General features: G+C 70.3%; 27 protein-coding genes. 12 read left to right on the forward strand and 15 right to left on the reverse strand.

Annotated features, from left to right (window positions below; translation table 11 throughout):
* Positions 1–53: 53 nt before the first annotated feature.
* The 3 genes from ACIP79_RS36365 to ACIP79_RS36375 all read right to left on the reverse strand — a co-directional run bounded on the left by ACIP79_RS36365 (position 54) and on the right by ACIP79_RS36375 (position 3218).
* Positions 54–944, reverse strand: coding sequence for a glycoside hydrolase family 19 protein (locus ACIP79_RS36365; RefSeq protein WP_401230633.1), 891 nt, complete (start codon positions 942–944; stop codon positions 54–56).
* A 337-nt stretch (positions 945–1281) separates the two neighbouring features.
* Positions 1282–2694: an aldehyde dehydrogenase family protein gene (locus ACIP79_RS36370; RefSeq protein ID WP_401230635.1), complete on the reverse strand. Its 1413-nt coding sequence runs from the start codon at positions 2692–2694 to the stop codon at positions 1282–1284.
* Between the two features lie 77 nt (positions 2695–2771).
* Complete coding sequence (locus ACIP79_RS36375; protein WP_401230638.1) at positions 2772–3218, reverse strand: MarR family winged helix-turn-helix transcriptional regulator; 447 nt, start codon at positions 3216–3218, stop codon at positions 2772–2774.
* 77 nt (positions 3219–3295) lie between these two features.
* Here ACIP79_RS36375 and ACIP79_RS36380 point away from each other — a divergent pair, with 77 nt between their 5' ends.
* From ACIP79_RS36380 to ACIP79_RS36410, 7 genes are all read left to right on the forward strand, one after another.
* Positions 3296–4408 (forward strand): substrate-binding domain-containing protein, encoded by a 1113-nt coding sequence (locus ACIP79_RS36380; RefSeq protein ID WP_401230640.1) that lies wholly within the window; start codon positions 3296–3298, stop codon positions 4406–4408.
* Positions 4409–4758: 350 nt separating this feature from the next.
* On the forward strand, positions 4759–5982 hold the full coding sequence (gene urtA, locus ACIP79_RS36385) for an urea ABC transporter substrate-binding protein (RefSeq protein WP_401230641.1): 1224 nt from the start codon (positions 4759–4761) through the stop codon (positions 5980–5982).
* 63 nt (positions 5983–6045) lie between these two features.
* Positions 6046–6942 (forward strand): urea ABC transporter permease subunit UrtB, encoded by an 897-nt coding sequence (gene urtB, locus ACIP79_RS36390; RefSeq protein WP_401230643.1) that lies wholly within the window; start codon positions 6046–6048, stop codon positions 6940–6942.
* Positions 6939–8087: an urea ABC transporter permease subunit UrtC gene (gene urtC, locus ACIP79_RS36395; protein WP_401230646.1), complete on the forward strand. Its 1149-nt coding sequence runs from the start codon at positions 6939–6941 to the stop codon at positions 8085–8087. The genes urtB and urtC overlap by 4 nt, the downstream gene beginning before the upstream one ends.
* Positions 8084–8944 carry an urea ABC transporter ATP-binding protein UrtD gene (urtD, locus tag ACIP79_RS36400; protein ID WP_401230649.1) on the forward strand — a complete coding sequence of 287 codons (861 nt, stop codon included), beginning with the start codon at positions 8084–8086 and terminating at the stop codon, positions 8942–8944. Before urtC ends, urtD begins: the two co-directional genes overlap by 4 nt.
* 9 nt (positions 8945–8953) lie before the next feature.
* Entirely contained in the window at positions 8954–9646 is a 693-nt protein-coding gene (gene urtE, locus ACIP79_RS36405) for an urea ABC transporter ATP-binding subunit UrtE (RefSeq protein ID WP_383687756.1), read from the forward strand.
* Positions 9647–9763: 117 nt separating this feature from the next.
* Entirely contained in the window at positions 9764–10828 is a 1065-nt protein-coding gene (locus ACIP79_RS36410) for an acyl-CoA dehydrogenase family protein (RefSeq protein ID WP_401230651.1), read from the forward strand.
* On the opposite strand, the gene ACIP79_RS36415 is transcribed toward ACIP79_RS36410, so the two are convergent.
* The 5 genes from ACIP79_RS36415 to ACIP79_RS36435 form a co-directional block, all read right to left on the reverse strand.
* The gene (locus ACIP79_RS36415) at positions 10818–11960 is read right to left on the reverse strand and encodes an LLM class flavin-dependent oxidoreductase (protein ID WP_401230654.1); all 1143 of its coding nucleotides are present in this window, start codon (positions 11958–11960) and stop codon (positions 10818–10820) included. The two genes, ACIP79_RS36410 and ACIP79_RS36415, sit on opposite strands and share 11 nt — an antisense overlap.
* A 13-nt stretch (positions 11961–11973) precedes the next feature.
* A complete protein-coding gene (locus tag ACIP79_RS36420; RefSeq protein ID WP_401230657.1) occupies positions 11974–13158 on the reverse strand; it encodes an SfnB family sulfur acquisition oxidoreductase in 1185 nt (394 codons plus the stop codon).
* Between the two features lie 4 nt (positions 13159–13162).
* Positions 13163–13717, reverse strand: a complete 555-nt coding sequence (gene ssuE / locus ACIP79_RS36425) for an NADPH-dependent FMN reductase (protein WP_387187774.1) — start codon at positions 13715–13717, stop codon at positions 13163–13165.
* 33 nt (positions 13718–13750) lie between these two features.
* Positions 13751–14563, reverse strand: a complete 813-nt coding sequence (locus tag ACIP79_RS36430) for an LLM class flavin-dependent oxidoreductase (protein WP_401230846.1) — start codon at positions 14561–14563, stop codon at positions 13751–13753.
* Between the two features lie 182 nt (positions 14564–14745).
* On the reverse strand, positions 14746–14829 hold the full coding sequence (locus tag ACIP79_RS36435; RefSeq protein ID WP_383691535.1) for a putative leader peptide: 84 nt from the start codon (positions 14827–14829) through the stop codon (positions 14746–14748).
* A gap of 137 nt (positions 14830–14966) precedes the next feature.
* Between ACIP79_RS36435 and ACIP79_RS36440 the strand changes: the two genes are divergently transcribed.
* A complete protein-coding gene (locus ACIP79_RS36440) occupies positions 14967–15902 on the forward strand; it encodes a LysR family transcriptional regulator (RefSeq protein WP_401230660.1) in 936 nt (311 codons plus the stop codon).
* Here ACIP79_RS36440 and ACIP79_RS36445 read toward each other — a convergent pair.
* Positions 15877–16308 (reverse strand): hydrolase, encoded by a 432-nt coding sequence (locus tag ACIP79_RS36445; protein WP_401230663.1) that lies wholly within the window; start codon positions 16306–16308, stop codon positions 15877–15879. The two genes, ACIP79_RS36440 and ACIP79_RS36445, sit on opposite strands and share 26 nt — an antisense overlap.
* Before the next feature lie 128 nt (positions 16309–16436).
* Between ACIP79_RS36445 and ACIP79_RS36450 the strand changes: the two genes are divergently transcribed.
* Complete coding sequence (locus ACIP79_RS36450) at positions 16437–16877, forward strand: SPW repeat protein (RefSeq protein WP_401230666.1); 441 nt, start codon at positions 16437–16439, stop codon at positions 16875–16877.
* 93 nt (positions 16878–16970) lie between these two features.
* Here the strand turns inward: ACIP79_RS36450 and ACIP79_RS36455 are convergent, their stop codons facing one another.
* Entirely contained in the window at positions 16971–17738 is a 768-nt protein-coding gene (locus ACIP79_RS36455) for an ArsR/SmtB family transcription factor (RefSeq protein WP_401230669.1), read from the reverse strand.
* A gap of 122 nt (positions 17739–17860) precedes the next feature.
* Here ACIP79_RS36455 and ACIP79_RS36460 point away from each other — a divergent pair, with 122 nt between their 5' ends.
* Complete coding sequence (locus ACIP79_RS36460) at positions 17861–18400, forward strand: hypothetical protein (RefSeq protein WP_401230671.1); 540 nt, start codon at positions 17861–17863, stop codon at positions 18398–18400.
* Positions 18401–18430: 30 nt separating this feature from the next.
* On the opposite strand, the gene ACIP79_RS36465 is transcribed toward ACIP79_RS36460, so the two are convergent.
* On the reverse strand, positions 18431–19873 hold the full coding sequence (locus tag ACIP79_RS36465) for a hydrolase (protein ID WP_401230674.1): 1443 nt from the start codon (positions 19871–19873) through the stop codon (positions 18431–18433).
* Positions 19874–20103: 230 nt separating this feature from the next.
* Between ACIP79_RS36465 and ACIP79_RS36470 the strand changes: the two genes are divergently transcribed.
* Positions 20104–20385, forward strand: coding sequence for a GlsB/YeaQ/YmgE family stress response membrane protein (locus tag ACIP79_RS36470; RefSeq protein WP_401230677.1), 282 nt, complete (start codon positions 20104–20106; stop codon positions 20383–20385).
* Positions 20386–20651: 266 nt separating this feature from the next.
* Positions 20652–21533: a GNAT family N-acetyltransferase gene (locus ACIP79_RS36475; protein ID WP_401230680.1), complete on the forward strand. Its 882-nt coding sequence runs from the start codon at positions 20652–20654 to the stop codon at positions 21531–21533.
* Between the two features lie 23 nt (positions 21534–21556).
* Here the strand turns inward: ACIP79_RS36475 and ACIP79_RS36480 are convergent, their stop codons facing one another.
* The 4 genes from ACIP79_RS36480 to ACIP79_RS36495 all read right to left on the reverse strand — a co-directional run bounded on the left by ACIP79_RS36480 (position 21557) and on the right by ACIP79_RS36495 (position 26066).
* Positions 21557–22351, reverse strand: coding sequence for a GNAT family N-acetyltransferase (locus tag ACIP79_RS36480; RefSeq protein WP_401230683.1), 795 nt, complete (start codon positions 22349–22351; stop codon positions 21557–21559).
* 151 nt (positions 22352–22502) lie between these two features.
* Positions 22503–23825 carry an MFS transporter gene (locus ACIP79_RS36485; protein WP_401230686.1) on the reverse strand — a complete coding sequence of 441 codons (1323 nt, stop codon included), beginning with the start codon at positions 23823–23825 and terminating at the stop codon, positions 22503–22505.
* Between the two features lie 221 nt (positions 23826–24046).
* Entirely contained in the window at positions 24047–24997 is a 951-nt protein-coding gene (locus ACIP79_RS36490; protein ID WP_401230689.1) for a catechol 2,3-dioxygenase, read from the reverse strand.
* 10 nt (positions 24998–25007) lie between these two features.
* On the reverse strand, positions 25008–26066 hold the full coding sequence (locus ACIP79_RS36495; protein WP_401230850.1) for a 4-oxalomesaconate tautomerase: 1059 nt from the start codon (positions 26064–26066) through the stop codon (positions 25008–25010).
* Positions 26067–26083: the final 17 nt, after the last annotated feature.

Genomic DNA, 26083 nt, shown 5'->3' on the forward strand with positions numbered 1-26083 from the left:
ACTCGCCGGGCCGGATACGCGCTCCGAATCCGGTCACGCGGACCGGTCCGGGGTCAGCAGTAGAGGTTGGCGCCGGGGCTGACGCCGAGGATGCCGGTGAAGCGGTTGTAGGCGTCGACGCGGCTCTGGACCTGCGCGGGGTTGCGGCCGTCGCACTCCAGGGAGCCGTTGATGGAGCGGATGGTCTGGCCGAAGCCCGCCCCGTTGACCATGGCGTTGTGCGGGGTCATCGTGCCCGGCCCGGACTGGGTGTTCCAGTACCACAGGCCCGTCTTCCAGGCGACCGAGGAGTCGTTCTGCACCAGCCAGGGGTTGTTGAGCAGATCGATGCCCAACGCGTCACCGGCGGCCTTGTAGTTGAAGTTCCAGCTCAGCTGGATCGGACCGCGCCCGTAGTAGGCGGCCTGCCCGGCCGGGCAGCCGTAGGACTGGCCCCAGTCGCAGTAGTGCGGGTAGTTGGCGGTGTTCTGCTCCACGATGTGGACAAGCCCGCCGGTCTCGTGGTTCACGTTCGCCAGGAACGCCGCCGCCTCCTGCTTCTTCACCGTGTCACTGCCCGCGTTGGCGAAGGCCGGGTAGGCGCCGAGCGCGGCGGTCAGACCGCCGTAGGAGTAGAAGGAGTTCCGGCCCGGGAACATCTGGTTGAACTGCGCCTCCGTCACCACGAAGTTGCCGACGGGGTTTCCGGGGCCGCTGTCGCAGGCGTAGGGCTCCCAGAACCAGGTGCTGATGATGGGGTCGTAGCCCGGGTTGTCGTGCTCGGCGATGTAGGCCTTGCCGTCGGTGTAGCGGACGACGTTGCCGGTGACGTACGACTTGCCGGCCACCCAGCTCGGGTAGCTCGAACAGGCCGCGGCGGAAGCGCTCGTGGCCGGCAGGAGGGCCGGTGCGGCGGTTCCGATGATGACGGCGGCCATGACCGCGGAGATGCGACGCCTCGACACAGGATCAACTCCTCTTCGGAGCACGGCCGCGCCCGGCCAAGAGCAATGCGGGGCAGAGCCTTGTCCGCACGCGCCGGTCGGGCCGGACACGGCGTCGGGGGCGGCCGTGGTGGGGGGTGTGGAAGCACACTCAACCCCTTTGGTCTGTACCAGTCAAGGGTCCAGACCAATCCCGGCCGACAACGTTGGCAGCGAACCGGCGGACATCGGACGGCACGGGAGGCCACGCCCGTTGCGGGGGATTTCCGACACCTGCCGACACGTCGACTAGGCGGTGGTCCGGGACGGTTGGGAACCGGCCGGACCACCGCCCGCGTCATTCGTCACGCTTGCCGTGTCAGGCGAGCGGCTTCTCCAGCACCGCCTTGCGGTGGCTGAACGTCTCGATGGAGTAGCGCCCGTGGTAGCTGCCCATGCCGCTCTCGCCGACCCCGCCGAACGGCAGGTCGGAGACGGTCAGATGGGCGAGCGGCAGACCGAGGCCGAGGCCGCCGGAGGAGGTCTCCGCGGCGAGCCGCCGCCGCGTGACGTCCGAGTCCGTGAAGGCGTAGAGGGCCAGCGGCTTGTCGCGGTCGTTGATGAAGCCGATGGCCGCGTCGAGGTCCGCCGCCGTGACGATCGGGAGAATCGGACCGAAGATCTCCTCGGCCATGACCGGCGACTCGGGGTCGACGTCGGCGAGCACGGTCGGCGCGATGTACTTGAGGGAGCGGTCGCTCTCGCCGCCGGTGACGGTGCGGCCGGAGCCGAGCAGCGCGGTCAGCCGGTCGAAGTGCCGCTCGTTGACGATCCGTCCGAACTCGCCGGACGCCTTCGGCTCGGCGCCGAAGACCGCCTCGACGGCCCGCACGAGCTCGGGCTCCAGCGCACCCGCGGTCTCGGGGTCGGTCAGGACGTAGTCGGGCGCCACGCAGGTCTGCCCGGCGTTGAGGAACTTGCCGCGGACGAGCCGGTCCGCGACCACGGCCAGGTCGGTGCCCCGGTCGACGAACGCCGGTGACTTGCCGCCCAGTTCGAGGGCGACGGGGGTGAGGTGCTCGGCGGCGGCGCGCATCACGACGCGGCCGACCGTGCCGTTGCCCGTGTAGAAGATCTGGTCGAAGCGCTCGGCCAGCAGGGCCGTGGTCTCCGGAACCGCACCCTCGACCACGGCGACCGCGTCGGTGTCGAGGTACTGGGGCAGCAGCCGGGCCAGGACGGCCGAGGTGGCGGGGGCCAGCTCACTGGGCTTCACGACCACCGCGTTGCCGGCGGCGAGGGCGCCGAGCAACGGGGTCAGCAGAAGCTGCACCGGGTAGTTCCAGGGCGCGATGACCAGGACGACGCCCAGCGGGTCGTACTGCGTCCACGCCTTCGCGTCGTCTCCGAGGCGCTCCGGGACCGGCGCGGGCTCGGGGCGCAGCCAGGTGTCGAGGTGGTCCAGGGTGTGGTCGATCTCGCGCACGGTGAAGTCGATCTCGGTACGGAAGGACTCCGTGGAGCTCTTGCCGAGGTCCGCGTGGAGGGCGGCCGCGATGTCCTCGCCGTGCGTGGTGAGCAGCTCGCGCAGCCGGCGCAGCTGGGTCGTACGCCAGGCGACGGGCTTGGTACGGCCGGAGCGGAAGGTCGCACGGAGCCGGGAGACGACGTGGGCGGGCGGCTCGGGGGTGGAGTGGTTCACGGTGCCTCGCTGGTCTGGCGCGGACGGGTGGGGCCGCCGCGCGGTGTACTCGGTGGCTGGACGTCGGGCGCGAGGTCCAGCTGGATGCATATACCAACCTTTCACCTGCCCAAATAAATTCCGGGTACGCGGGAAGACCCTCCGCGACCATGTCGGGACGGAGGGTGTCAGAGAGCGGTCTCGGTGTCCGCCCCTTCGAGCGTGTCCGCCAGGCGTGCCAGCAGGGCCCGCAGCAGTTCGTCGTCACCGTCGCTGAGCAGCGGCCAGCGGGCGCCGACCGCACGGTCCAGCCGCCGCCAGTACGCCTGTCCGCGCGGGGTGAGGTGGGCGAGGATGCGGCGCCGGTCGGCCGGATCGACCCGGCGGTGGACGAGGTTCTGGTCGACGAGCTGGTCGACGAGCTTGGTCAGCGTCGGGGGCGGCAGGAAGGCGGCCTCGGCTATCGCCGTCATGTGATGCCCCTGGCCGTCACCGAGCAGGGCGAGCACCCGCCACGCGTCGAGCGAGCAGCCGTCCTCGTCGAGCACGCTCTGGAGCCGGCGCGCGGCCAGCCGCTCGGCCCGCGTCAGGAGGTGTGCCAGCTCCTGGGGCTGACGCGGAGGTGGGGTCGGCATCCTGCTCCTCGGTCCCGGGGCTGTACATGGTATGAGACGGACTGGAGTTCACCGGGCGGACCCGAAATCATGACGCCATGTTCCGGGACGATCCATCTCCGCCCGACTGGTTCACGGCAGACGACTCCGTGTTCCGGGTGGCGCTCGTCTTCCCCATGCAGGGGTCGGCTGGGATCTTCGGACCGACCTGCGAACTGTGCGCACAGCTGGCCGCCGAGGAGGTCAACCGCGCGGGCGGCGTCCTCGGCAGGGAGCTGCGACTGCTGCCCGTCGACGGCGGCAGCGGACCGCGCGAAGTCGCCGCGCACGTCGAGGCGTTGGTGGACCTGGGAGTCGTGCAGGGCGTCACGGGCTGGCACATCTCCTCGGTACGGCAGGCGCTGGCGCCGAGGATCGCGCATCGGGTGCCGTACGTCTACACGGCGCTCTACGAGGGCGGCGAGAACACCGCGGGGGTGTTCCTGACCAGCGAGACGCCTCGCGATCAACTGCGTCCGGCGATGGGCCTGTTGGCCCATGAGCGCGGGGTGCGGCGCTGGTTCGTGGTGGGCAACGACTATGTGTGGCCGCGCCGTACGGCCCGGGCCGCGCACGCCTACGCGCGGGAGGCCGGCGGCAGGATCCAGGGAGAGGTGTATCTCCCCCTGGGCACCCACGACTTCGACGCGGTGCTGCGCCGCGTCGAGCGGTCGGACGCCGACGGTGTGCTCATGCTGCTCGTCGGCAGCGACGCCGTCCGCTTCAACCGGGCGTTCGCGGCCGCCGGTCTCGACGCGCGCTGTCTGCGGCTGAGCACGCTGATGGACGAGAACATGCTGATGGCGAGCGGCCCGAGCGCCACCGTCGACCTCTACAGCACCGCCGGGTTCTTCGCCTCGCTGGCCAACCAGGACACCCTCGACTTCCACGGCCGGTACGCCGGACGGTTCGGCGTCGAGGCGCCGGCGCTGGGGAGTCTGGGCGAATCCTGCTACGAGGGCGTGCTGTTGCTGGCCGCGCTGATCGGGCGGGCCAGGACGCTCGACGTGGCGGACATCGGGGCGGCGGCGGAGACGGTGTCGTACGAGGGTCCGCGCGGGCTGCTCCACCTGCGGGGCGGCCATGTCCGCCAGCGCATCTACCTGGCACGGGCGGACGGTGTCGGCTTCGACGTTGTCGCCCAGCTCGACCTTCACGGTTCCCGCCCTTGACATGGCCGCGCCCGCGCCAAGATACTTCCCACAGGAAGTAATCAGAATGCCTCGGGCGAATTGTGAATTCACATGTCGAATTCCGCCCCGGGCATTTTTTTGTTGCCCGGCGAACATCCCCCGAATGCCCCGCTATTTCCCCATGAGGGCTCCGCCACGACTCCATGAGAGCGGGAAGATACGGCTGGGAAAGTGTCCTGAAACGCCTTGGAAACAGGGTGACTTGAGGCTGTGGACCGCACTTCAGGAGGTCGTCTCCTCCACAGCCCGAGGGGGTTCTTTTGTCCAGCGGTTCACACGGTTCAAATGGTGCCGGCGATTCCAGTGGTTCCCGTATTCTCCGACGCCGGATGGCGGCCGGCGCCGTGGCTTTCGCGGCCGTCGTCGCGCTCTCCGCGTGCGGCGCGAAGACCGACGCGGGCGGTACGTCCGACAAGGCCGCGCAGGCGGACGTGAGCGGCGACACCGTCAAGGTCGGCCTGCTCAACTCGCTGTCCGGCACCATGGCGATCAGCGAGGTGACCGTACGCGACTCGCTGAAGCTGGCGATCGAGGAGATCAACGCCTCGGGCGGCGTGCTCGGCAAGCAGATCAAGCCGGTCAGCGAGGACGGCGCCTCCGACTGGCCGACGTTCGCCGAGAAGGCGCAGAAGCTGATCTCGCAGGACCGGGTCGCGGCCACCTTCGGCTGCTGGACCTCCGCGAGCCGCAAGGCCGTCAAGCCGGTCTTCGAGAAGAACAAGTCGCTGCTGTTCTACCCCGTGCAGTACGAGGGACTTGAGGAGTCCCCGTACATCTTCTACACGGGAGCGACCACCAACCAGCAGATCATCCCGGGGCTCGACTACCTCGAGAGCCAGGGCAAGAAGAAGATCTACCTGGTCGGCAGCGACTACGTCTTCCCGCGCACCGCCAACAAGGAGATCAAGGCGTACGCCGAGGCGAACGGCATGACGGTGCTCGGCGAGGACTACGCACCGCTGGGCTCCACGGAGTTCAGCACGATCGCCAACAAGGTGAAGGCGTCGAAGGCGGACGCGGTCTTCAACACCCTCAACGGCGACTCCAACGTCGCCTTCTTCAAGGAGTACAAGTCCGCGGGCCTGACCGCCAAGGCCATGCCGGTCGTCTCCGTGTCGATCGCCGAGGAGGAGGTCAAGTCGATCGGGGCGCAGTACCTGGAGGGCCAGTTGACGGCCTGGAACTACTACCAGACCACTCCGGGCGCCGCGAACACCAAGTTCGTGAAGGCGTACAAGGACAAGTACGGCCAGGACAAGCCGACCAGTGACCCGATGGAGGCCGCGTACACCTCGGTCCACCTGTGGAAGGCGATGGTCGAGAAGGCGAAGTCCTTCGACCCCGAGAAGATCAAGGCCGCCTCTGACGGGATCACCTTCGACGCGCCCGAGGGCAAGGTCACCGTGGACGGCGCCAGCCAGCACATCTACAAGACCGCCCGCATCGGCAGGATCGGCCACGACGGACTGATCGAACAGGTCTGGGACTCCGGTGAGCCGATCAAGCCGGACCCCTTCCTCAAGGGCTACGACTGGGCCGCCGGCCTCTCCTGATCACCCGCGCGCGGGGGCCCCTCGCGAAGAGGCCCCCGCGTCCCGCCTCCCCGGAGCAGCCGCATGACCGTGATCCTCGGGCAGATGTTCACCGGCGTCAGCATCGGTGCCGTTCTGCTGCTCATCGCGCTCGGCCTCTCGCTCACCTTCGGCCAGATGAATGTCATCAACATGGCCCACGGCGAGTTCATCATGGCCGGCGCCTACACGACCTATGTCCTTCAGAAGTCCATTTCCGGCGCGGGGATTTCGCTGCTCGTCGCGCTTCCCGTCGCTTTTCTCGTGTCGGGGGCGCTGGGCGCGCTCCTTGAATGGGTGCTCATCCGGCGTCTTTATCTCAGGCCACTCGACACTCTTCTCGTCACATGGGGCGTCTCACTGATGCTCCAGCAACTCGCCCGTGACATTTTCGGCGCCCCCAATGTGCAGACCCGCGCGCCCGACGTCCTCACCGGGAACATCACCGTCATCGGCGGCGACGACCCGCTCACCTTCGCCAACAGCCGCCTGTTCATTCTCGCCCTGGCGCTCGCGGCGGTTCTCGCGCTGGCCCTGACACTGCGGCTGACGCCGCTCGGGCGGCGCATCCGCGCCGTCGTGCAGAACCGGGATCTGGCCGAGGTCTCCGGCATCTCCACCGGACGCGTCGACCGCACCGCGTTCTTCATCGGGTCCGGGCTCGCCGGGGTCGCCGGAGTCGCCCTGACCCTCGTCGGTCCGATCGGGCCCACGATGGGCACCAACGTCATCATCGACGCCTTCCTGGTGATCGTGGTCGGCGGCATCGGACAGCTCAAGGGCACCGTGATCGTCGCCTTCGTCCTGGGTGTGCTCCAGTCCGTTCTGGAGTACTCCACCACCGTCAGCGTCGCGAAGGTGCTGGTCCTGGTGGCCATCGTCGCGTTCCTCCAGTGGCGGCCGCAGGGGCTGTACACGCTGCGTACGAGGAGTCTCGTATGACCACCACTCCCCCGGCATCGAAGCAACTCGCGCGCGCCAAGGGCAGGTTCACCGCCGCGCGCCCGGCGGCGGGCTTCGCCGTGGGTGCCGTCGTGCTCTTCGCGGTGGCCCCGGTCGCGCTGTCCGACTTCCGGCTCGGGCTGCTCGCCAAGTACCTGTGCACCGCGATGGTCGCCGTGGGAATCTGCCTGGCCTGGGGGCGCGGCGGACTGCTCACGCTCGGGCAGGGCGTCTTCTTCGGGCTCGGCGGGTACGCCATGGCCATGCATCTGAAGATCGCGGACGCCGGTCCCGGCAACCTCCCCGACTTCATGCAGCTGTACGGCACGGCCACCGAACTCCCCTGGTGGTGGCAGCCGTTCGCCAATCCGGTCTTCGCGCTGGCGGCGACGGTGCTGCTGCCGATGGGCGTCGCGGCGATCCTCGGGTCGTTCATCTTCCGGCGCCGGGTGAAGGGCGCCTACTTCGCGATCCTCAGCCAGGCCCTCGCAGCCGCCTTCGCCATCTGGCTGATCGGCCAGCAGGCCACCACCGGCGGCACCAACGGACTCACCGACATCCAGGGCTTCTTCGGCTACGACCTCGACGATCCGGTCAACCAGCGGATGGTGTATTTCGTCATCGCCGCGGCCCTGCTCCTGCTCATCGCCGTCGCCCGCCAGCTGATCAACAGCAGGTACGGCGAACTCCTGGTAGCCGTAAGGGACTCCGAGGAGCGGGTGCGTTTCCTCGGATACGACCCGGCGAACGTGAAGCTCGTCGCGTACGTCGTGGCGGCCGGCATGGCCGGGCTCGCGGGCGCCCTGTTCGTTCCCGCGGTCGGGATCATCTCGCCCGCGCTGATCGGGATCGTGCCGTCCATCGAGCTGGTCATCGGTGCCGCGGTCGGCGGCAGGTCGGTCCTGGTGGGCGCGGTACTCGGCGCGGTCGGGGTCGCCTGGGCCAGGACGGCGCTGTCGGAGGAGTTCCCCGCGGCCTGGACCTACTTCCAGGGCCTGCTGTTCATCGTGGCGCTGGCCTTCCTGCCGGGCGGCCTCGCCTCGCTGGTGGGGATTGTACGGCGCCGGCGCGCGTCCTCTGCGCCGGCCGACGGTCCGCGCCTCGACGAGAAGGCACCCGCCCTTCCTGTGGGAGAAAAGGTATGAGTGAACTCTCAGGTCTTGAGGTACGCCAACTGCGGGTCTCCTTCGACGGGTTCACCGCCGTCGACGGCGTCGACCTCGATGTGCGCCCGGGTGATCTGCGCTTCCTCATCGGGCCGAACGGCGCGGGCAAGACGACCCTCGTCGACGCCGTCACCGGCCTGGTGAAGGCGCGGGGGTCGGTGCGCTTCGGGGGCGAGGACATCCTCGGACGCAGCGTGCACCGGATCGCCCGCTCGGGAATCGGCCGGACCTTCCAGACCGCCACCGTCTTCGACGAGTTGACGGTCCTTCAGAACCTGGACATCGCGGCGGGCGCGGGTCGGAGCATGCTGACGATGCTGCGCCGCCGCAAGGGGGTGCCGGAGCCTGTCGCCCGCGCGCTGGAGACCGTGGGTCTGACGGACCTCGCCGACAGCCCGGCCGGGACGCTCGCCCACGGTCAGAAACAGTGGCTGGAGATCGGGATGCTGCTCGTGCAGGACGTACGGCTGCTGCTGCTGGACGAACCGGTCGCGGGCATGAGCCACGACGAACGGCAGGCCACCGGTGAGCTGTTGGAGCTCATCAGCCGGGAGCGGACCGTCGTCGTCATCGAGCACGACATGGACTTCATGCGCTCCTTCGCCCGCAGCGTCAGTGTGCTGCACGCGGGCAGGGTGCTGAGCGAGGGGACGGTGGCCGAGGTGCAGGCGGATCCGAAGGTTCAGGAGGTGTACCTCGGGCACGCGGCGGACACGCCGACCGCCGAGCCTCCGATCGGTGGGACACCGCCCGGAGGGACTTTGGACGGCGGGGCTCCGGGCGACCGGACCCAGGTGGACGAGGCCGCCGCGGGCGTCGCCGTGCGGGAGGTGTGAGCGGACATGATGCTGGAGATCGACGACGTACGCGTCGGCTACCACCGCAGCTCGGTCCTGCACGGGGTCTCCGTCGAGGTCCCGCACGACGGCGTGGCGGCGGTGCTGGGACACAACGGCGCCGGCAAGAGCACCCTGCTCCGAACGGCCGTCGGGCTGCTCACCCCGCAGAGCGGCACCGTCCGTCTCGACGGCGAGGACATCACCCGCCGCAGGCCCCATGAACGGGTGGCCCGCGGCATGGCCTACGTGCCCCAGGGGCAGCAGGCCTTCCCGCACCTCACGACCGCGGAGAACCTCCAGCTGGTCGCCGACGGGCGGCCTCGCGGCAGGACGGCGGTCGCCGAGGCACTGGACCTCTTCCCCGCGCTTCGCGCCCTCTCGGGCCGGCGCGCCGGGCTGCTCTCCGGCGGCCAGCGCCAGCAACTCGCCATCGCCCGTGCCCTGGTGACGGAACCCCGGCTGCTTCTTCTCGACGAGCCGACGGAAGGCATCCAGCCCTCGGTGGTCATCGAGATCGAGGAGACGATCCTCGCCCTCGCGGCGCGGGGCGGTCTCTCGGTGCTGCTGGTCGAGCAGCACGTCGGTTTCGCGATGCGGGCGGCGCAGCGGTACTACGTCCTGGAGGCCGGCCGGGTCACCTCCTTCGGCGAGGGCGGACAGGAGGCGGAGCGGACGGTGCGTGAGGCGCTCAGCGTGTGAGGGGGCGGTCCCGAGAGGGCCCGCCCGCACTCGACCGGTCGAGGCCCGGGTTCCCGATGCTCCCGGCGTGGAAGGTTGAATCGGCACCGGACACCTCGACACCGGGAGATTCCTCCGATGAGCACCGCACCGCATCCTCTCGTCACCCGCGCCCGCTCTCTCGCCGCGGAGGTGCTGGCACCCCTGGCGCAGCGGGTCGACCAGGAAGGTGTGCCCGCGAGCAGTGTCGAGGCCGTCAAGCGGTCCGGGCTGCTGGGGGTGAGCGCCCCGGTGGAGTACGGCGGGTCGGCGGCGCCCGCCCCGGTGGCCCGGGAGACCGCCGAGATCCTGGCCGGGGCGTGCTGCTCGACCTGGTTCGTGCAGACCCAGCACCACACTCCCGTGCAGACCCTCGCCAAGTCCCAGCTTCCGGTGCGGGAGCGGCTGTTGGGCCCGCTCGCTCGCGGGGAGCTGTTGTCGGGGGTGGCGTACGCCCAGTTGCGCGCCTATCCGCGCGTGCCGGTCAGGGTCACGCGGGAGCGCGGCGGCCGGCGCTTCTACGGGACGGTTCCCTGGTACACCGGCTGGGGGCTCAACGACATCATGCTGCTGGCCGGACTGACGGATGAGGACGAGGCGCTGTTCGCGTTCACCGAGGCGCGCGAGCAGCCCGGTATGCGCCCGTCACCGCCGATGCGGCTCGCCGCGCTCTCCGCCACCCGGACGGTCTCCCTGGAACTTGACGGTCTCTGGCTGCCCGAGGACGCGGTGGCTCTGCGTACCCCCTACGAGACCTGGGCGGCCACCGACCGTCCGAAGAGCACCAACGCCTCACCGGCCGTCTTCGGTGTCACGGCGTCCGCGCTCGACCTGCTGGAGTCGCCCGACGCCGATCCCGCCGCGAAGGAGACCGCACACGTCCTGCGCGGACGGCTGGACGAAGTCAGGCGACTGGCTTACGAGTTGGCCGACCACCCGGTGCCGGCCGAGCGGATCGACGAGCGGCTGGCGGCCAAGACACGTGCCTACGACGTCATGCGCGCGGCCACGACCGCGGCGATCGTGGCCGGTGGCGGACGCTCCATCGGTCTGGACGGTCCGGCCCAACGGCTCGCGCGCGAGGGGATGTTCCTGCTGGTGCAGGGGCAGACGGCCGAGGTGCGCGGGGCGCACCTCGGTTCCCTCGGCCGGCTCAGCTCGTGAAGGGCACCTGCGCCGCCGGAGCGGTCGGCGTCGCGAAGGGGTGCCGCCACAGCCCCTGTGCCGCCAGCCGCGGCAGGACGCCCTCGCCGAACCAGTACGCCTCCTCCAGGTGCGGATAGCCGGAGAACACGAACTCGTCGATCCCGAGGCGGTGGTACTCCGCGATGCGCTCGGCGACCTCGTCATGGCTGCCGACCAGGGCGGTGCCCGCGCCGCCACGGACCAGGCCGATCCCGGCCCACAGGTTGGGGTGGATCTCCAGTCCGTCGCGGCTGCCGCCGTGCAGCGCGAGCATCCGCCGCTGCCCCTCGGACTCGCTGCGCGCGAGCCCGGCCTGTACGGACTTCACGGTCTCCGGGTCGAAGCCGTCGAGGAGCCTGTGCGCCTCCGCCCAGGCGTCCTCGGAGGTGTCGCGGGTGATGACGTGCAGCCGGATCCCGAACCGGACTGTGCGGCCCTCCTTCTCGGCGAGGCCGCGTACCCACGCGATCTTCTCGGCGACCTGGGCGGGCGGCTCGCCCCAGGTGAGGTAGACGTCCACATGGCGGGCGGCGATCTCACCGGCGATGGGCGAGGAGCCGCCGAAGTAGATCTCGGGGACCGGGTCGGGCAGGCGGGCCAGCCTGGCGTCCTCGACCCGGAGGTGTTCGCCGGCCAGGTCGACGGTGCCGCCCTCCCACAGGCCTTTGACGATCTGGAGGAACTCGCCGGTACGGCGGTATCGGGCGTCCTTGTCGAGGAAGTCGCCGTAGGCACGCTGCTCGTGACTCTCGCCGCCGGTGACCACGTTGAGCAGCAGCCGTCCGCCGGTCTGCCGCTGGAAGGTGGAGGCCATCTGGGCGGCGAGCGTGGGTGAGACGAAGCCGGGGCGGAAGGCGACCAGGAACTTGAGCCGTTCGGTGTGCTGGCTGACCATCGCGGTGGTCAGCCAGGCGTCCTCGCACCAGGCGCCGGTGGGTGTGAGCGCGCCGACGAAGCCCAGGTCCTCGGCGGCCTTGGCGATCTGGCTCAGGTAGGCAACCGTCGGCGGCCGGTCGCGTCCCGAGACGGTGGCCGGGGTGCCGTGTCCGCCGCCGACGACATGCCGGCTGTCGCCGTTGGTGGGCAGGAACCAGTGGAAGGTGAGGGACACGTGAGGTCTCCGTTCAGAGCAGGCCGTGCCGAGGGGGCTTCGTGCCGTTGAGGACGTGACGGCCGATGTGCTGGATCTTCCAGCGCGCCGGGTCGTGCAGGGTGTGGGTCCGGGCGTCGCGCCAATGCCGGTGCAGGTTCAGGGCGTTGAGGGCCGAGCGGGTGCCGGACACCTCGAAGAGCGCGCCCGCCACCTCCACGGCGGTGGCGGCGGTGTGCACCTTGGCCGCGGCCACCGCGATCGACGCCTCGGCCGCCGAGTCCTCGGTCAGGTCCGCGCCGGCCGCGTCCACCGCGCGGGCCGCCGCGCCGAGCAGCGCCTCGGACGCCCGCACCTGGATGGCGAGTTCACCGAAACGCTGGATGAGCAGGGGGTCCTCGGCGGCTGTGTCCACGCCGCTCTCGAACCAGGGCCTGCTCTTGGTGCGGACGAACTCGACGGCCTCGGCGAGCGCGCCCGCGGCGATCCCGGCGTCGATGGCGGCGTGCAGCAACTGCGCGACGGCTCCGTGGAGCTGCGGCCCCTGGAAGGTGAGGTGGTGCGGGACGATCCGGTCGGCGGGGACGGCCACGGCGTCGAGGTGGACGGTGCCGCTGGCGGTCGTACGCTGCCCCATGCCGTCCCAGTCGTCGACGACCGTGACCCCGTCGGCGTCCCGTGGGACGTACGCGACGTGCAGGTTGTCGTCCTCGGCGCGGGCCAGGACGGGGATCCAGTCGGCGAACAGGGCTCCGGTGGAGTAGTGCTTGACGCCACTGAGGACGTACGAGCCGTCCGGGGCCGGTTCGAGCCGGGTGCGGATGTCCTGGACGTGCTTGGTGCCCGCCTCCGACTGGGCGTTGCCGAAGCGGCGTCCGGCGAGCACCTCGGCGAAGAAGAACTCACTCTGTGGCAGAGTGCCCTGACGGCGTATCACGTTCACGTACACGAAGTGGTTCTGCAGGATCTGGGCGAGGCTGGCGTCGGCGGCGGCGAGCAGGCGGAAGATCTCTGCGAGCGTCTCCTGGCGTACGTCCGCACCGCCGTACGCGGCCGGCACGGTGACGGCAAGCAGCCCGGAGGCGGACAGCCGGTCCAACTCCTCCCGCGGCAGCCGTCGTTCGGAGTCGCGCGTCGCGGCGCCGGTGCGGAACTCGTCGGCCAGTACGGCGGCGACGGCCAGTGCCTCGACGTTGTCGGTTATCACTTTGGCGGTCATGGGGTCAGCCTGCCGCAGCCAGCAGCGGCGTGCGGCCCAGCGCGAGGGAGAACTGGTCGACCACCTGGGCCAGCGCCTCGGCGGCCCCCGGCGCCACGGTGACGCCGCCGTCCTCACCGGCACTGATGTCCTTGTCGAGGGTGAACCAGCCCTGGACTATGTGCGCGGCGCCCATGGAGTTGAGGACCGGGCGGAGCGCGTAGTCGAGGGCGAGGACGTGTGCGGTGCTGCCTCCGGTGACCAGCGGCAGCACGGTCTTTCCGGTGAGGGCGTACTGCGGGAGCAGGTCCAGCAGGGCTTTCAGGACGCCGGAGTAGGCGGCCTTGTAGACGGGGGTGCCGATGACGACGCCGTCGGCGCGGGCGAACAACGCGGTCGCCTCGACGATGGCGGGGTGCTTGAAGTCGGCGCCGAGCAGCGCCTCCGCCGGGATCGTACGGACGTCGAGCGGGATGACCTGGTGCCCCTGCGCGGCCAGCCGGGTGTCCAGGTGACGCAGGAGCTTGGCGGTGCGGGAGGAGACGGAGGGACTGCCGGAGACGGACAGGACGGTGGCCATGGGCCCTCTTTTCTGCGGAGCGGGACGTCTCGGTCAGGCGTGGACGGCCACGGACTCGGCCTCGGAATCGGGCAGTTGGGCTTCCAGTTCGCGTACGAGGGGCAGCACCCGGCGGCCGAAGTACTCGACCTCCTCGTGGTAGTGCAGGAAGCCGAGGAGGAGCAGGTCGACGCCGAGGCGTTTGTAGGCGACGATCCGCTCGGCGATCTGCTCGGGGGTGCCGATCAGCCCCGTACGGAATCCGTCGTTGTACTGGACGAGGTCCTCGAAGCTGGAGTCCTGCCACATGCCCTTGCCGTCGGAGGTGGCCTGCCCCGCCTGCTTCACGGCGGCCCCGAACCCTTCCACGGCCTCGCTGTCGGCCTTGGCGACGATCTCGCGGAGTGTGTCGCGGGCCTCGGCCTCGGTGTCGCGGGCGATCAGGAAGCCGTTGAGGCCGAACTTCGGTGCCCGGCGGCCGGCTTCGGCCGCGGACCTGTGGACGTCGGCGAGTTGCTCGGTGGGTTTGGGCTTCAGGGTGAAGTCCCGCAACCAGTAGAAGTCACCGGCGAGTTCGGTGTGGTCCTCGGTCCAGACCTGCCGCAGGGCGCGGATGAACTCCTCGGAGCGGCGGTAGCGCTCGTCGTGCTCCAGCCAGGGTTCGCCGAGGGCGGTGAACTTGGCGAGGACACCGGGGTGCCACAGGCCCGGGTGGACGGCGGCGATCACCTTCAGGCGCTCGGTGGCGAGGACGGCGAGTTCGCGGTTGTACTCGTAACCCCAGTCGGTGCGTTGCTCGATCTTGCTGGTGACCAGGCCACCGCTGACGTTGGGTACCCAGTAGGCGAAGCGGACGGGTTCTGTCACGGACACAGAGAACTCCCGGATTTCTGTACGAGGGCATGACGAATTACGGGCCCGGCAATTCGCGGAGAACGCGGGCGCTGAAATGGGTGCGACGAGGGCCGGGGAACACAGAGGTGGGCCGTGCGGGAGAATTCACCGCCGCCGAGCCGGTCCGTGCGAAGGGGACCCTACCGTCGGGAGCGTCAGGCTTCGCGACAACAGAAGGAACTGGAGACACGCGCGAGGTCGACATGGCGTCGCCGCGTGAGGTCCGGTCGCATCTTCATGTCGTCGATCGTCGCAGCCCTCCGTCCGGACCGTCAAGGAACCACCGGCCGGTCTCGCATCCCGGACCGGCGCATTTCACGAAGGTGTGACAGGGAAACCCTTGAACATGACGGGCCGAGGACTGAATTCTGCTGAAGTGCGAACAGAGCAGCTGGAATACATCGCGGCGGTCACCCGGCTCGGTTCACTGCGCCGGGCGGCCGAAGAACTCCACCTCTCGCAGCCCGCGCTCAGCGAGACCGTACGGAACCTGGAGCGCGAACTCGGCGTCGACCTGCTGGAACGCAAACGGACCGGCGCGACGATGAGCGCCGAGGGGCGGGACCTGCTGCCGCACATCATCAACGTCCTGGACGCGGTCGACCGGTTGCGGAGCGCGGCGGGGGAACAGCACCGGATCAGCCGGATGGTCCGCGTCGGCACGGTGAACGCGGCCACCGTGCCGTTGCTCATCCCGACCGTCCGGGAGTTCCGCGCCACGCACCCGCTGACGCAGGTGGAGGTGGTGGGAACCCAGCAGTCGGACATCCACCGTGCCCTGTCGGAGGGCGGTTTCGACCTGGGGCTGGTGAACCACCTCGACGGCGACGACCTGCCCGCCGACTTCGAGACCACCGAACTGCTGCGCGGGCGCCCGGTGTTGTGCGTCCGCCCGGACAGTCCCCTCGCCGCGCTCGACACGGTCTCGGTGCCCGACCTCCTCGACGAGCGGGAGCCGCTGATCGCGATGCGCACCGGATACGTCATGCACCGCTACGTCCACCGGCTCCTGGAGGGGAACGTGCCGGCCTTCTCGTACTCCACCGACGGCGCCGAGATGGGCAAGCTGATGGTCGCCGAAGGGCTGGGCGTGACGGTCCTGCCGGACTTCAGCGTGCTGGGCGACCCGCTGGAGCGCCACGGCGCCATCACCTGCCGGCCGCTCGACGACGACTCGACGGAGGTGGTGCTGATGCTTCAGCGCCGCCGGGCGGACTCGGTGCCCCGGGCGGCCGACGACCTGCACGAGGCGTTCGTACGAAGGGCCCGCGAACTGGGCGGGAGACTCACCTCCGCCACAGGACCCGCTTGAAGCCGAGGCGCGTGCGATAGCGGTCCCGGGCGGCGAAGTCGGCCGTGCCCCACACCGCCGGACGGCCCACCTCGGCACTGAGGTGGAGGACCCGGCCCTCCCCCACGACCACACCGACGTGCGCGCCCCAGGCCTCGCCGGTGGAGTTGAAGAGGACCAGGTCCAGTGGCCGGGCGTGCGTCACCCGCTCGGTGAGTACGGTGTCGGCCCACAGGTCGCTCGACCGCCACGCGGGGACGTCGATGGCGAAGTGGCGGAGTACCTCGTAGGCGAAGAGCTGGCAGTTGGCGCCCTCGGCGAGGCCCGGCCGCTCGGCGACGGCCCGGGACCCCGGAAAACGTCCGCCGGCGTACGGCGTCGCCCAGACCCGCTCCGGCAGCCGCCTCAGCAGCTCGCTCTCGCCCACGTATCCCCCTCCGTCCGCTACACATAAAGAAGAAATAAGAGCATAATGGGACTAACCCGACACCTGCCGCGTATCGCAACCGGAGCGGTGGGGCCGCCAAGACCGAAAGAGCTCGAAGGAGACGAGTCATGGCCAACGTCTCGCACCCAAGAGGTGACATCGGCAGCCACCCCGACGTAGACGAGATGCGGGACCGGTACGCCCGCATGCTCGGCGGTCGCGACGTGGCACTCGTGGACGGACCGGTGTTCCTGCTCGGCCTGTACTGCGCGGTGTCCCCGTGGATACTCCACTACACGACCAGCCAGCCCGCCCTGATGACGCACAACCTCATCATGGGCATCGCGATAGGCCTGCTGGCCCTCGGATTCACCCTCGCACCGGAGCGGATGAGCGGCCTGAGCTGGGCGCTCTGCGCGATGGGCGCGTGGATGATCATCTCGCCGTGGATCGTCGGCAGCAGCCCGGACACCGGGGCCGTGCTCAACAGCATCATCATCGGCGTGCTGGCCGTGGTGCTGGGGGCGGTCTGCGCGATGACGGCTCGGGGGAGCACGCCTCGGGCATAGCCGGAGGGAATCGGCAGCCGGTCACAGAAGGGAAGGCGATCCGGGCCGGCCCGTGCAGGACGGGCCGGCCTCTTCTCCGCCCCCGTGCGCTCGTCAGGAGCTCGGCACCAGCCACGGCTCCTGCGGCAGCGGGCTGCCGGTCTCCAGCAGCGACTTCAGGTTGGAGAGCACCGCGGGCCAGCCGGAGCCCACGTCGCTCCGCGCACCCTCGTCGGCCAGGTCCTCGTGGGTCACGGTCAGCCGGACGATGTCGCCGTGCGGCCGGATGTCGAAGGTGACGCGGGAGTACCTGTCGTCCCGCCCCTCGTCCTCGGGCGCGGCCCAACTCGTCACGAGCCGCGTCGGCCTGTCACTCTCGACGACCGTGCCCACCGCGTCGGCGATGCCCGAACCGTCCGTACGCCGGTGTTCCCACCGGGAGCCGGGCTGCCAGTCCGAGACGTTGCTGTGGCCCCAGTACGCGGCGGTCAGGTCCGCGTCGGTGAGCGCGTCCCAGACCTTCTCGGGCGTGCTGCGGATGTAGATGACGTACACGAAGTTCGGCTTGTCGGTCATGGCTTCCTCGGCTCGTCGCTTGAGTGCGCCGAGCGCGCGCAGACGCGGGCGCTCGAACTTGTCGATCCACCGCTCCTGGACCTCGTGGAGCGGCACCGGATTGAGGTAGTGCAGCTTCTCCCGCCCCCGCCGCACGGTGGCGACCAGATTGGCGGCTTCCAGGACCGCCAGGTGCTGTGTCACCGACTGCCGTGCCATGTCGACGTGCTCGCACAGCTCGCCCAGTGTCCGGCCGTTCTCCGCGTGCAGCAGGTCGAGGAGGCGCCTGCGCGTCTCGTCGGCCAGTGCCTTGAAGACCTGGTCCATCCCTGGTTCTCGTTCCGATCGCACACCCAAAGTTATGCAGGCAATTACCTGCATGTCAAGGCGAGGGCGCACTCGGAGGTATACCGGGAGCCCGGTGTGCCCCGCTCTGGCACGCTTCTCGTATGGATCACACGGAGGCGCTGCTCATCGGCGGGCGCGCGGGCGTCGGCAAGTCCACGGTGAGCTGGGAGGTCTCGGCGCGCCTGAAGGCCGCGGAGGTCGGCCACGCGGTGATCGAGGGCGACTTCATGGGGTACGTGCATCCGGCGCCCGAAGGCGACCCGCACCGCGCCGGAATCACCGAGCGCAATCTCCGTGCCGTGTGGGGGAACTTCGCCGAACTCGGCCACCGGCGTCTCGTCTACACCAACACCCTCAGCGTGCTGGCCGAGTCGGCGAGCCTGTTCGAGCGGGCCCTGGGCGCGGACGTACGGATCGTCCGCGTGCTGCTGACCGCCACCGACGACACCACGGCCCGGCGGCTCAAGGGCCGGGAGATCGGCTCCGAACTGGAACGGGAGCTGGCCAACAGCGCCAACAAGGCCCGGCTCCTGGACGAACGGGTGCCCGCGGACACCGTGCGGGTGGCGACCGACGACCGCACGGTGGTGGACATCGCGCGCGAGGTGGTGGCCGCCACCGGGTGGATCCACCCGGCGTGACACGGGGTGGTCCTTCGCCGTTCGCGGCGGTCAGCTCACGTTCAGGGCCGTGTCGTCGAGGACGAACGACGTCTGGAGTACGGAGCCTTCGACGCCGGTGAACTTGACGGTGACCGTCTGCCCGGCGTAACCGGAGAGGTCGAACGTGCGCTGGGTGTACCCCGTCCCGGCGTTCAGGTTCGAGTAGGTGGCCAGGGTGGCGAGGACCGTGCCGCCGCTGTTGAGAACCTGGGCCTTGAGGGTGTCGTACGCGGTGCTGGTGGTGGTCTCGGCCGTGTCCACGTGGAGGTGGAAGCTCAGGGTGGCCGCGCAGCCGGCGGGGATGGTCACCGACTGGGCGAGGGTGTCCGTGTGGGCCGATCCGTAGCCGTTCAGCCAGGCCTTGTAGGAGCCGGTGCGGGCGGCCTGGCCGGTGTCGGTGGTGATGACCCCGCTGCTCGCGGTCCAGGACGAACTGCCGGACTCGAAACCGGGGTTGGCGAGCAACTGGGCGGCGGTGCAGGTGCCGCCACCACCGCCACCACCGTCACCGGTTCCGCCGGCCAGCCACTCGGTGGCGTTGAGGGCGAGGGCCGCGTTGGTGCCCGCGGTGTCGTTCCAGCCGTCGTACAGCGTGTTGCCCGACTGGCCGGTGCCGTCGTCGATGGGCGAGCTGTCGCCCCAGAACGCGACCCGTCCGCTGCCGAAGGTGCTGGTGGCGAAGAAGGCGCCGGTGCTGCCCGAGTAACCGGAGCGGTAGAGCAGGCCCTTGACGGCGGAGTTGGCGGTGGGGCTCAGCGTGGCCGTCGTGCCGCTGCGGATGATGCTGCCGGTGACCTTGCCGAAGGAACCGTTCAGGACCGGGTCGGTCGTGCTGGAGACGGCCCTCGGGTTCTCGGTGCCGACGTTGAGCGTGTCGACGGTGAAGCCGAACGGGTTCGTGGCGTCGACGCTGTTGTTGAACATCAGGTCGTTGATGACCTCGACCGCGTCCTCGCCGTCGTTGTTGCGGTCGGCCCCGGTGTGGTCGGAGACAAGGAAGAGACCGCCGCCGTTCTGCACGAACCTCATGACCGCGGTCTTCTCGGCCGTGCTCAGCAGGACGTTCGGCTCGGGCAGCACGAACGTGTCGAAGTTCTGGAGGTCGGTCGCGGCCGTGGTGCCGTACGTGATGCTGCCGCCCGAAGGGAGCGTCTTCAGCGAGTAGTCGCCGGTCCTCTGCAACGCGACGCCCCACGCGGAGATCGCCCCGGTCCAGTCGGTCTCGGCCGAGGGGGTGGAGTCCTGGCCCAGCGGGTCCGGCTGGCTGGTGCCGATGATCCAGTCGGCGTTGCCGGCGGTCTCCGCCTTGGAGTTGTCGAACAGGACGCGGTGCGGGGTCGCCGCGGCCGCCGCGGTGGCGGTGGCCGTCTGGGCGGCGGCGCCCGCGAGGAGCAGCCCGAACGCGGCCAGCGCCGTGGTGAACCTGTGGCGGGATCTTCTGAATCCGAGCATCCGGCGAACCTCCGTGAGGGGTGGAAGAGGCGGTGCGGGCGCCAAGTCTGCGCGCGTAGAACGGGAGTTGGCCATCCTCCGGGCGACAGGGATTTGAACTGTACATGACGAACCGAGAGGTCGGCGGAAGGCCCCGGCACCCACCCGTACATGTGCGCGAAGCCGGGCGGACTGCCTGCGCGACGAGGGGGCAGACGGTTGACAGTCAGGCGACGACAAGAGGGGCGGACATGGAGATCTCAGGCATTGTCAGTGCCATCATCATCGGCATCATCATCGGCATACTCGGCAGGCTGGTCGTCCCTGGACGCCAGCGCATCGGCATCCTGTGGACGATCGTGGTCGGCATCGCCGCCGCACTGGTCGGTGCCGCGATCGCCGACGCCTTCGACGTGGCCAGCACCAAGGGCGTCGACTGGATCGAGTGGCTCATCCAGATCGGACTGGCCGCGCTGGGTGTGGCGGCGCTGGACCGGACGAACGGGCGGAGCCGGCGTCGGGTTCGCCGCTGAGGAACGGGCGGGCGCGGTTGCCGTACGGCTTCGATGTCGAGGAGCGGGGCGGGCGCGGGTTCCCCGTCGAGAAGCGGGCTCGGCTTCGACGGCGAGGAGCGGGCGGGCGGGTGCGATTCCGGCGCGGGTTCGCCGTCGAGAGGCGCCGCGGGTCCGGGTCCGCGTCCGGGTCGCCGCGCCGCCGCCCAATTCGCTTGCGGCTCGCACCCCGTGACGGCTAGGTTCTGCGGGCTTCACCGCACCCGCCCCGCCGTCACGGAGAGCCCTTGCCACCGCATGTCACAGCACTGACCGATCCCGGGACCACACCGTCGAGCCGGCGCCTGGCGTGGCTGGTGTCCGACGCCGACGGGGTCCCGCTGGGCTCCGCCTACCTCCGGCTGTTCACGAAGGAGGGGCAGGAGCATCTCGCGGAGTTCGAGGTCGCCGTACATCCGCATGAGCGGCGGCGGGGAGTGGGCGGTCTCCTCCTGGACACGGCCGTCGCCTCGGCCCGGAGCGAGGGGCGGCGGTCCCTTCTCGCGCAGGCCCGGGACGGCTCCCCCGGCGACCTCTTCCTCGCGGCGCGCGGGTTCCACCGGGTGCTCGCGCTGACGTACGCGCGACTGCCGCTCCCCGACGTGGATCAGGCCCGGCTCGCCGAGATGGTCCATCTTCCGCACCCCGGATACGAGTTGACCCACTGGGACGGCCCCGTGCCGGCCGCGCTGGCGCGGTCCTTCGCCGCCTCCCGGCGGGCCATGGACGACATGCCGATGGAGGGCACCGACTACGGGAGCGTCGTGTGGGACGTGGAGCGGGTCCTGTCGGCGGCCCAAGTCATCGCCGGTCGCGGGGAGTCGCTGCACACGGTCGCCGCGGTGGACAGCTCCGACGGTTCGATCGTGGGGTTCTCCGAGCTGGTCGTGCCGGGCGACGGCCGCGGTGACGGTCAGCACTACGGCACCGGTGTCCTGCCCGAGCACCGCGGGCACGGCCTCGGGCTCTGGATGAAGGCGGAGTCGATCCGCCGGGCCCGCCTGCGGCACCCCGGACTCACGGGCCTGCTCACCGACACCGCGGACAGCAACGCGCCCATGCTCCGCATCAACGACACGCTCGGCTATCTGCCCACGCACAAGGCGGTGGAGTACCAGCTCACCCTGTGAGCGGTGCCGGGCGGCCGGCGGCCCTACGCGGGCCCGGTGGCGTCCGGCGTGAAGACGTACGGCGTCGTCGTGGTCAGCGGCTGGAAGCCGAGGCGGGCGAGAACCGGGCGGCTCTGGCTGGAGGCATCGACCTGGACGTAGCGGTAGCCGCGGTCGGCGGCGACGCGGGCGCGGTGGGCCACCAGGGCACGGTAGATACCGCGTCCGCGCCAGGCCTCGACGGTGCCGCCGCCCCACAGGCCGGCGAACCGCGCTCCCGGCAGAAGCTCCATACGGGCCGCGCTGACCGGGACGTCACCGGCGAGGGCGACCACCGCGACGACCGTGTCCTCGTCGCCCGTCAGCTGGGCGAGCAGTTGGCGGCGCAGCCGCGTGCCGTCCGTGCCGAACGCCTGCTCGTGCACGTCGGCCACGAGGTCCACACCGGCCCGGTCGGTGACGGGAAGCAGTCGTACGCCCTCGGGGGGCTCGGCGTCGAGTACGAGATCGCCCAGCTCGGCGATCATGAGTGTCTCCTCCGGCGCGGCGGTGAACCCGGCGTCCCTCAGCCGCTGCCCCAGGTCCTCCGGCTGGTCGTGCCCGTAGAGCTTCCACTCGAACTCGCCCCCGAGGCCGGAGAAGTACCGGATCTGCTCGGCGATCTCCGCGTCCGCGGTCGCCTCGTCGAGATCCGACCAGGTCACCCCGCTCCATCCCTGCTCGGTGCCCACCTGGCGCACCACCTTGCCGACGTGCTCGATCCGGGCCCCGGGGGCGTCCGGGCGCGCCCCCTCTCGCATGTCCCGGTCGAACAGGGCAAGTACCGCGACGTGATCCATGGGATCACTCCAGCACCCTGGGGCGGCCAGGGCAATGGCATACCGCGAAAGATCGTCCCAAGTCACCGGCCGCGCACCTGTCGTGGCGGACAGGCGTGGGGGCCGGACCCTCGCCGGGTCCGGCCCCCACGTGTCTCTCCCGCCCGCTCGGTCAGCCGGTCGGGGTGAGCTGCGGCGCGTTGGCCCTCGGCGTCGCCTGGACGCCGCGCAGGCCGGTCAGGCTGACGAACACCAGCGAGAAGACACCCGCGACGGAGAAGGCGACGAAGCCCGAGGTGGTCGAGCCGGTGGCGAGCAGCTGGCCGCCGAGCCAGGGGCCGAAGACGGCTCCGAAGCGGCCCATGCCCGAGACCCAGCCGACCGCGGTGGCGCGGTTCTCGGCGTCGGCGCGGGCGGCCACCGTCGCGTAGATCATCGCCTGGGCGCTGAAGAGGAACAGGCCGGTCAGGAAGACGACGATGTAGGTGAGGGCCAGCGGCATGTGGACGCTGAGCAGGTAGACGCCGATGGCGGTGGCGCCGAACCAGATGGCGGCGATGCGCGAGCCGCCGAACCTGTCGGTGAGCCGGCCGCCGATCAGCATGCCGACGATGCCGCCGAGGTTGATGACGATGACGAAGTTCAGCGAGGAGCCGAGGTCGTAGCCCGCGGCGCGCATCATCGACGGCAGCCACTGCGAGACGCCGTAGACCAGCAGGAGGCCGCCGAAGGAGGCCAGCCAGAAGAACAGGGTCTGGACCCACAGGCCGCCTCGGAAGAGGGCGGCGACCGCGCCCCAGCGCTCACCGGCGGCCTGACGGGCCTTGTCCTTGGCGGCCAGGTCGACGCCGTAGCGGTCGGCGAGTGCCAGGGCGTCCGTGTCGCGTCCCTTGGCCTGGAGGAAGGCCATCGACTCGGGCAGGTACTTGGCGGCCAGCGGGACACCGACGAAGAGCGGGATGACGCAGACCCAGAAGGACGTGCGCCAGTCGCCGGTCCACTTGGCGACGAAGGCGGCGACGATACCGCCTGCCTGGTGGGCGGTCATCAGGGAGCCGACGATCAGGGCACCACGGCCGCGCGGGGCGTACTCGGTGACCAGGGTGATCGCGCTCGGCAGCAGGCCGCCGAGGCCGAGGCCGGCGAGGAAGCGGCCGAGGCTGAAGGTGTCGAGGCTGTTGGCGGAGGCGCAGAGCGCGGAGGCCAGCGAGAAGACCGCCGTGGAGACGATGATCGTCTTCTTGCGGCCGACCCAGTCACTGACGGTGCCGGACGAGAGCGCGCCTATCAGCATGCCGAACGTGGCGTAGGAGCCGACGTCACCGGCCTTGCCCGCGTCGATGCCCAGCGCCTTGGTCTCCAGCATGTGCGGCAGCACGGAGCCGTAGATGAACATGTCGAGGCCGTCGAACAGGACGACCAGCCAGCACAGGCCCACGACCAGAAAGGCCAGCCTGGCCCCGCCGCGGGCAGGGAGAGCGGTGGAGGGAGACATCGTTGTTTCCTCTCGTCCGGGAGGCATGTCCCTGGAGGGAGTGCGGGGAGGGCCGTCGCGGCTCATGCGGCGGACCCCGGTTGGTGGGAGAGACGCTAAAGATTCACCAACCCGAGTGTCAACGATTTTGTTGACAATCTCAGAAACAATCCAGACACGGATGTGTGCCGCCCCGCCCGATTTCCGTGGCTTGTTCTCGCCGTACGAGACGGCCGCTACCGTCAGTCGACGGTGGGGGTGCCGTGCGTGTGGAACGACTCGATGGTCTTCAGGCCCCAGGCCTGCCCCTTCGCCCGCTCCTCCTTGGTCCAGGTGATCAGCGGCCAGTCGGGGGCCAGCACCAGGCGGGTGAGCGAGTTGCACAGCTCCACGCGGTTGCCGCCCGGCTCGTAGACGTACAGGAAGAACGTCTGCTGGATGGCGTGCTTGTGCGGGCCCGTCTCGATGAACACACCAGTGTCGATGGCGAGGTCGGCGGCGCGCAGGATGTCCTCACGGGTGTCGGTCGCGAACGCGATGTGGTGCAGTCGGCCGCGCGAGCCCGTCCAGTCCTCGGTGTACACGACGTCGTAGGACTTGTTGGTGAACGTCAGCCACTTCGCGGCGATCCGGCCGTCGTCGAGCCTGATCTGCTCGGTCGGCCGGGCTCCGAGGACGTGCTGGTGGAAGTCGGCGTTGGCGGCCACGTCGGCGGCGAGGTAGTTGACGTGGTCCAGGCGGCGTACGCCCACGCCGTGGCCCGGCTTCGCCTGGGGCTGGTTCTTCAGGCCCGGCCTGAGCTCCTCCGGGGCCCGGTACCACTCGGACTCCCAGTACAGGGCGAGTTCGTGGCCGTCGGGGTCGGTGGTGACGTACAGCGGGCCGATGCCCGGCTCGTCCTCGGTCCAGCGGCCCTCCTGGCCCGCGCTCTCCAGTTCCTTGACCCGCCGTCGCAGGGCCTCCTCGCTGGAGGCGCGCAGCGCGGTGCGGCGCATGCCGGCCGTCTCGTGGGCGGTGAGGACCAGACTGTGGTGCTCGTAGTCGTCCCAGGTCCGCAGGTAGTACGAGTCGCCGCTGTGACCGTTGACCGTCAGGCCGAGGTAGTCGGTGAAGAACCTCAGACTGCCGTCGAGGTCCGGGGTGAGCAGTTCGACGTGCCCGAGATGGGCGATGTCGCCAAGGGGCGGGGCCATGTGGGCCTCCTTACGGGTGTTGTGCGGCTCCGGCCGGCCGGGCGAAGACCGTGCCGTCGAAGATCTTTCGTGCGGTGCGGACGACGGCGGTGCGTCCGGCCACGGGGACGCCGTCGGCGCCGTACTCGATGCCGGCCTCGATGTCGAGGAATCCGGTGGGGTGCTCGATGCGCAGCCGGTCGCCCCGCTCGGGCAGACGCGCCACGCCCTGGCCGACACCGCCCTCGACGCGGAGTCCAGCCGCGACGCTCGCGGCGCCGAGGACGCCGATGGAGGTGTGGCAGCGGATCGGGATGAAGGTGCGGGTCGTGACCGCGCCGCCGTCCCGCGGCGCCGCCAGCAGGCTGAGCTTGGGCACCGTGGTGTCTTCGACGTCACCGAGTCCCATCAGCTTTCCGGCCTCCAGCCGGATCTCCCGGAGCCGGTCGGCGAGCGCCAGGTCCTCCTCCAGGTCCTTGGGGCTCTCGTAGCCGGTGATCTGGAGGGAGGAGGCGGCGATCAGGACGGTCGGCATCCCGTTGTCGACGCAGGTGACCGGGGTGTCGGCGACGAGGTCGCGGGCGTGGCCGGTGGGCAGCAGCGGGGCGGCGCCCCGCGGGAACTCGATCACCACCGGGGCCGCTGTCCCCGGCACGCCGGAGATCTCGGCCGTGCCGGAGTAGTCGACGTGCCCGCCGGGGGTGGGGAAGCCGGCGGCCGCGAGGTCCCCGGAGTTGACCATGCGGATCCGTACCGTCGTCCGCTCCTCCCCCGCCGCGACCAGTCCGCGTTCGACGGCGAACGGGCCGACACCGGCGAGGAGGTTGCCGCAGTTCTGGCCGTCGGAGACCTCCGGCCGGTCGACGCCGACCTGGAGGAACAGGTAGTCGACGTCCGCCTCGGAGTCCGCCGAGGCGGAGACCACGGCGACCTTGCTGGTCAGGGGGTGCGCCCCGCCCAGGCCGTCGATCTGGCGGGGGTCGGGGCTGCCCATCACGCGCAGCAGCAGATCGTCCCGCGCGCCGGGGTCGGCGGGGAGGTCCTCGGCCAGGAAATAGGCGCCCTTGGAGGTGCCGCCGCGCATCAGCATGCAGCGCACTTCGTCGG

The sequence above is a fragment of the Streptomyces sp. NPDC088747 genome, from assembly GCF_044751025.1.
GTDB lineage: Bacteria > Actinomycetota > Actinomycetes > Streptomycetales > Streptomycetaceae > Streptomyces.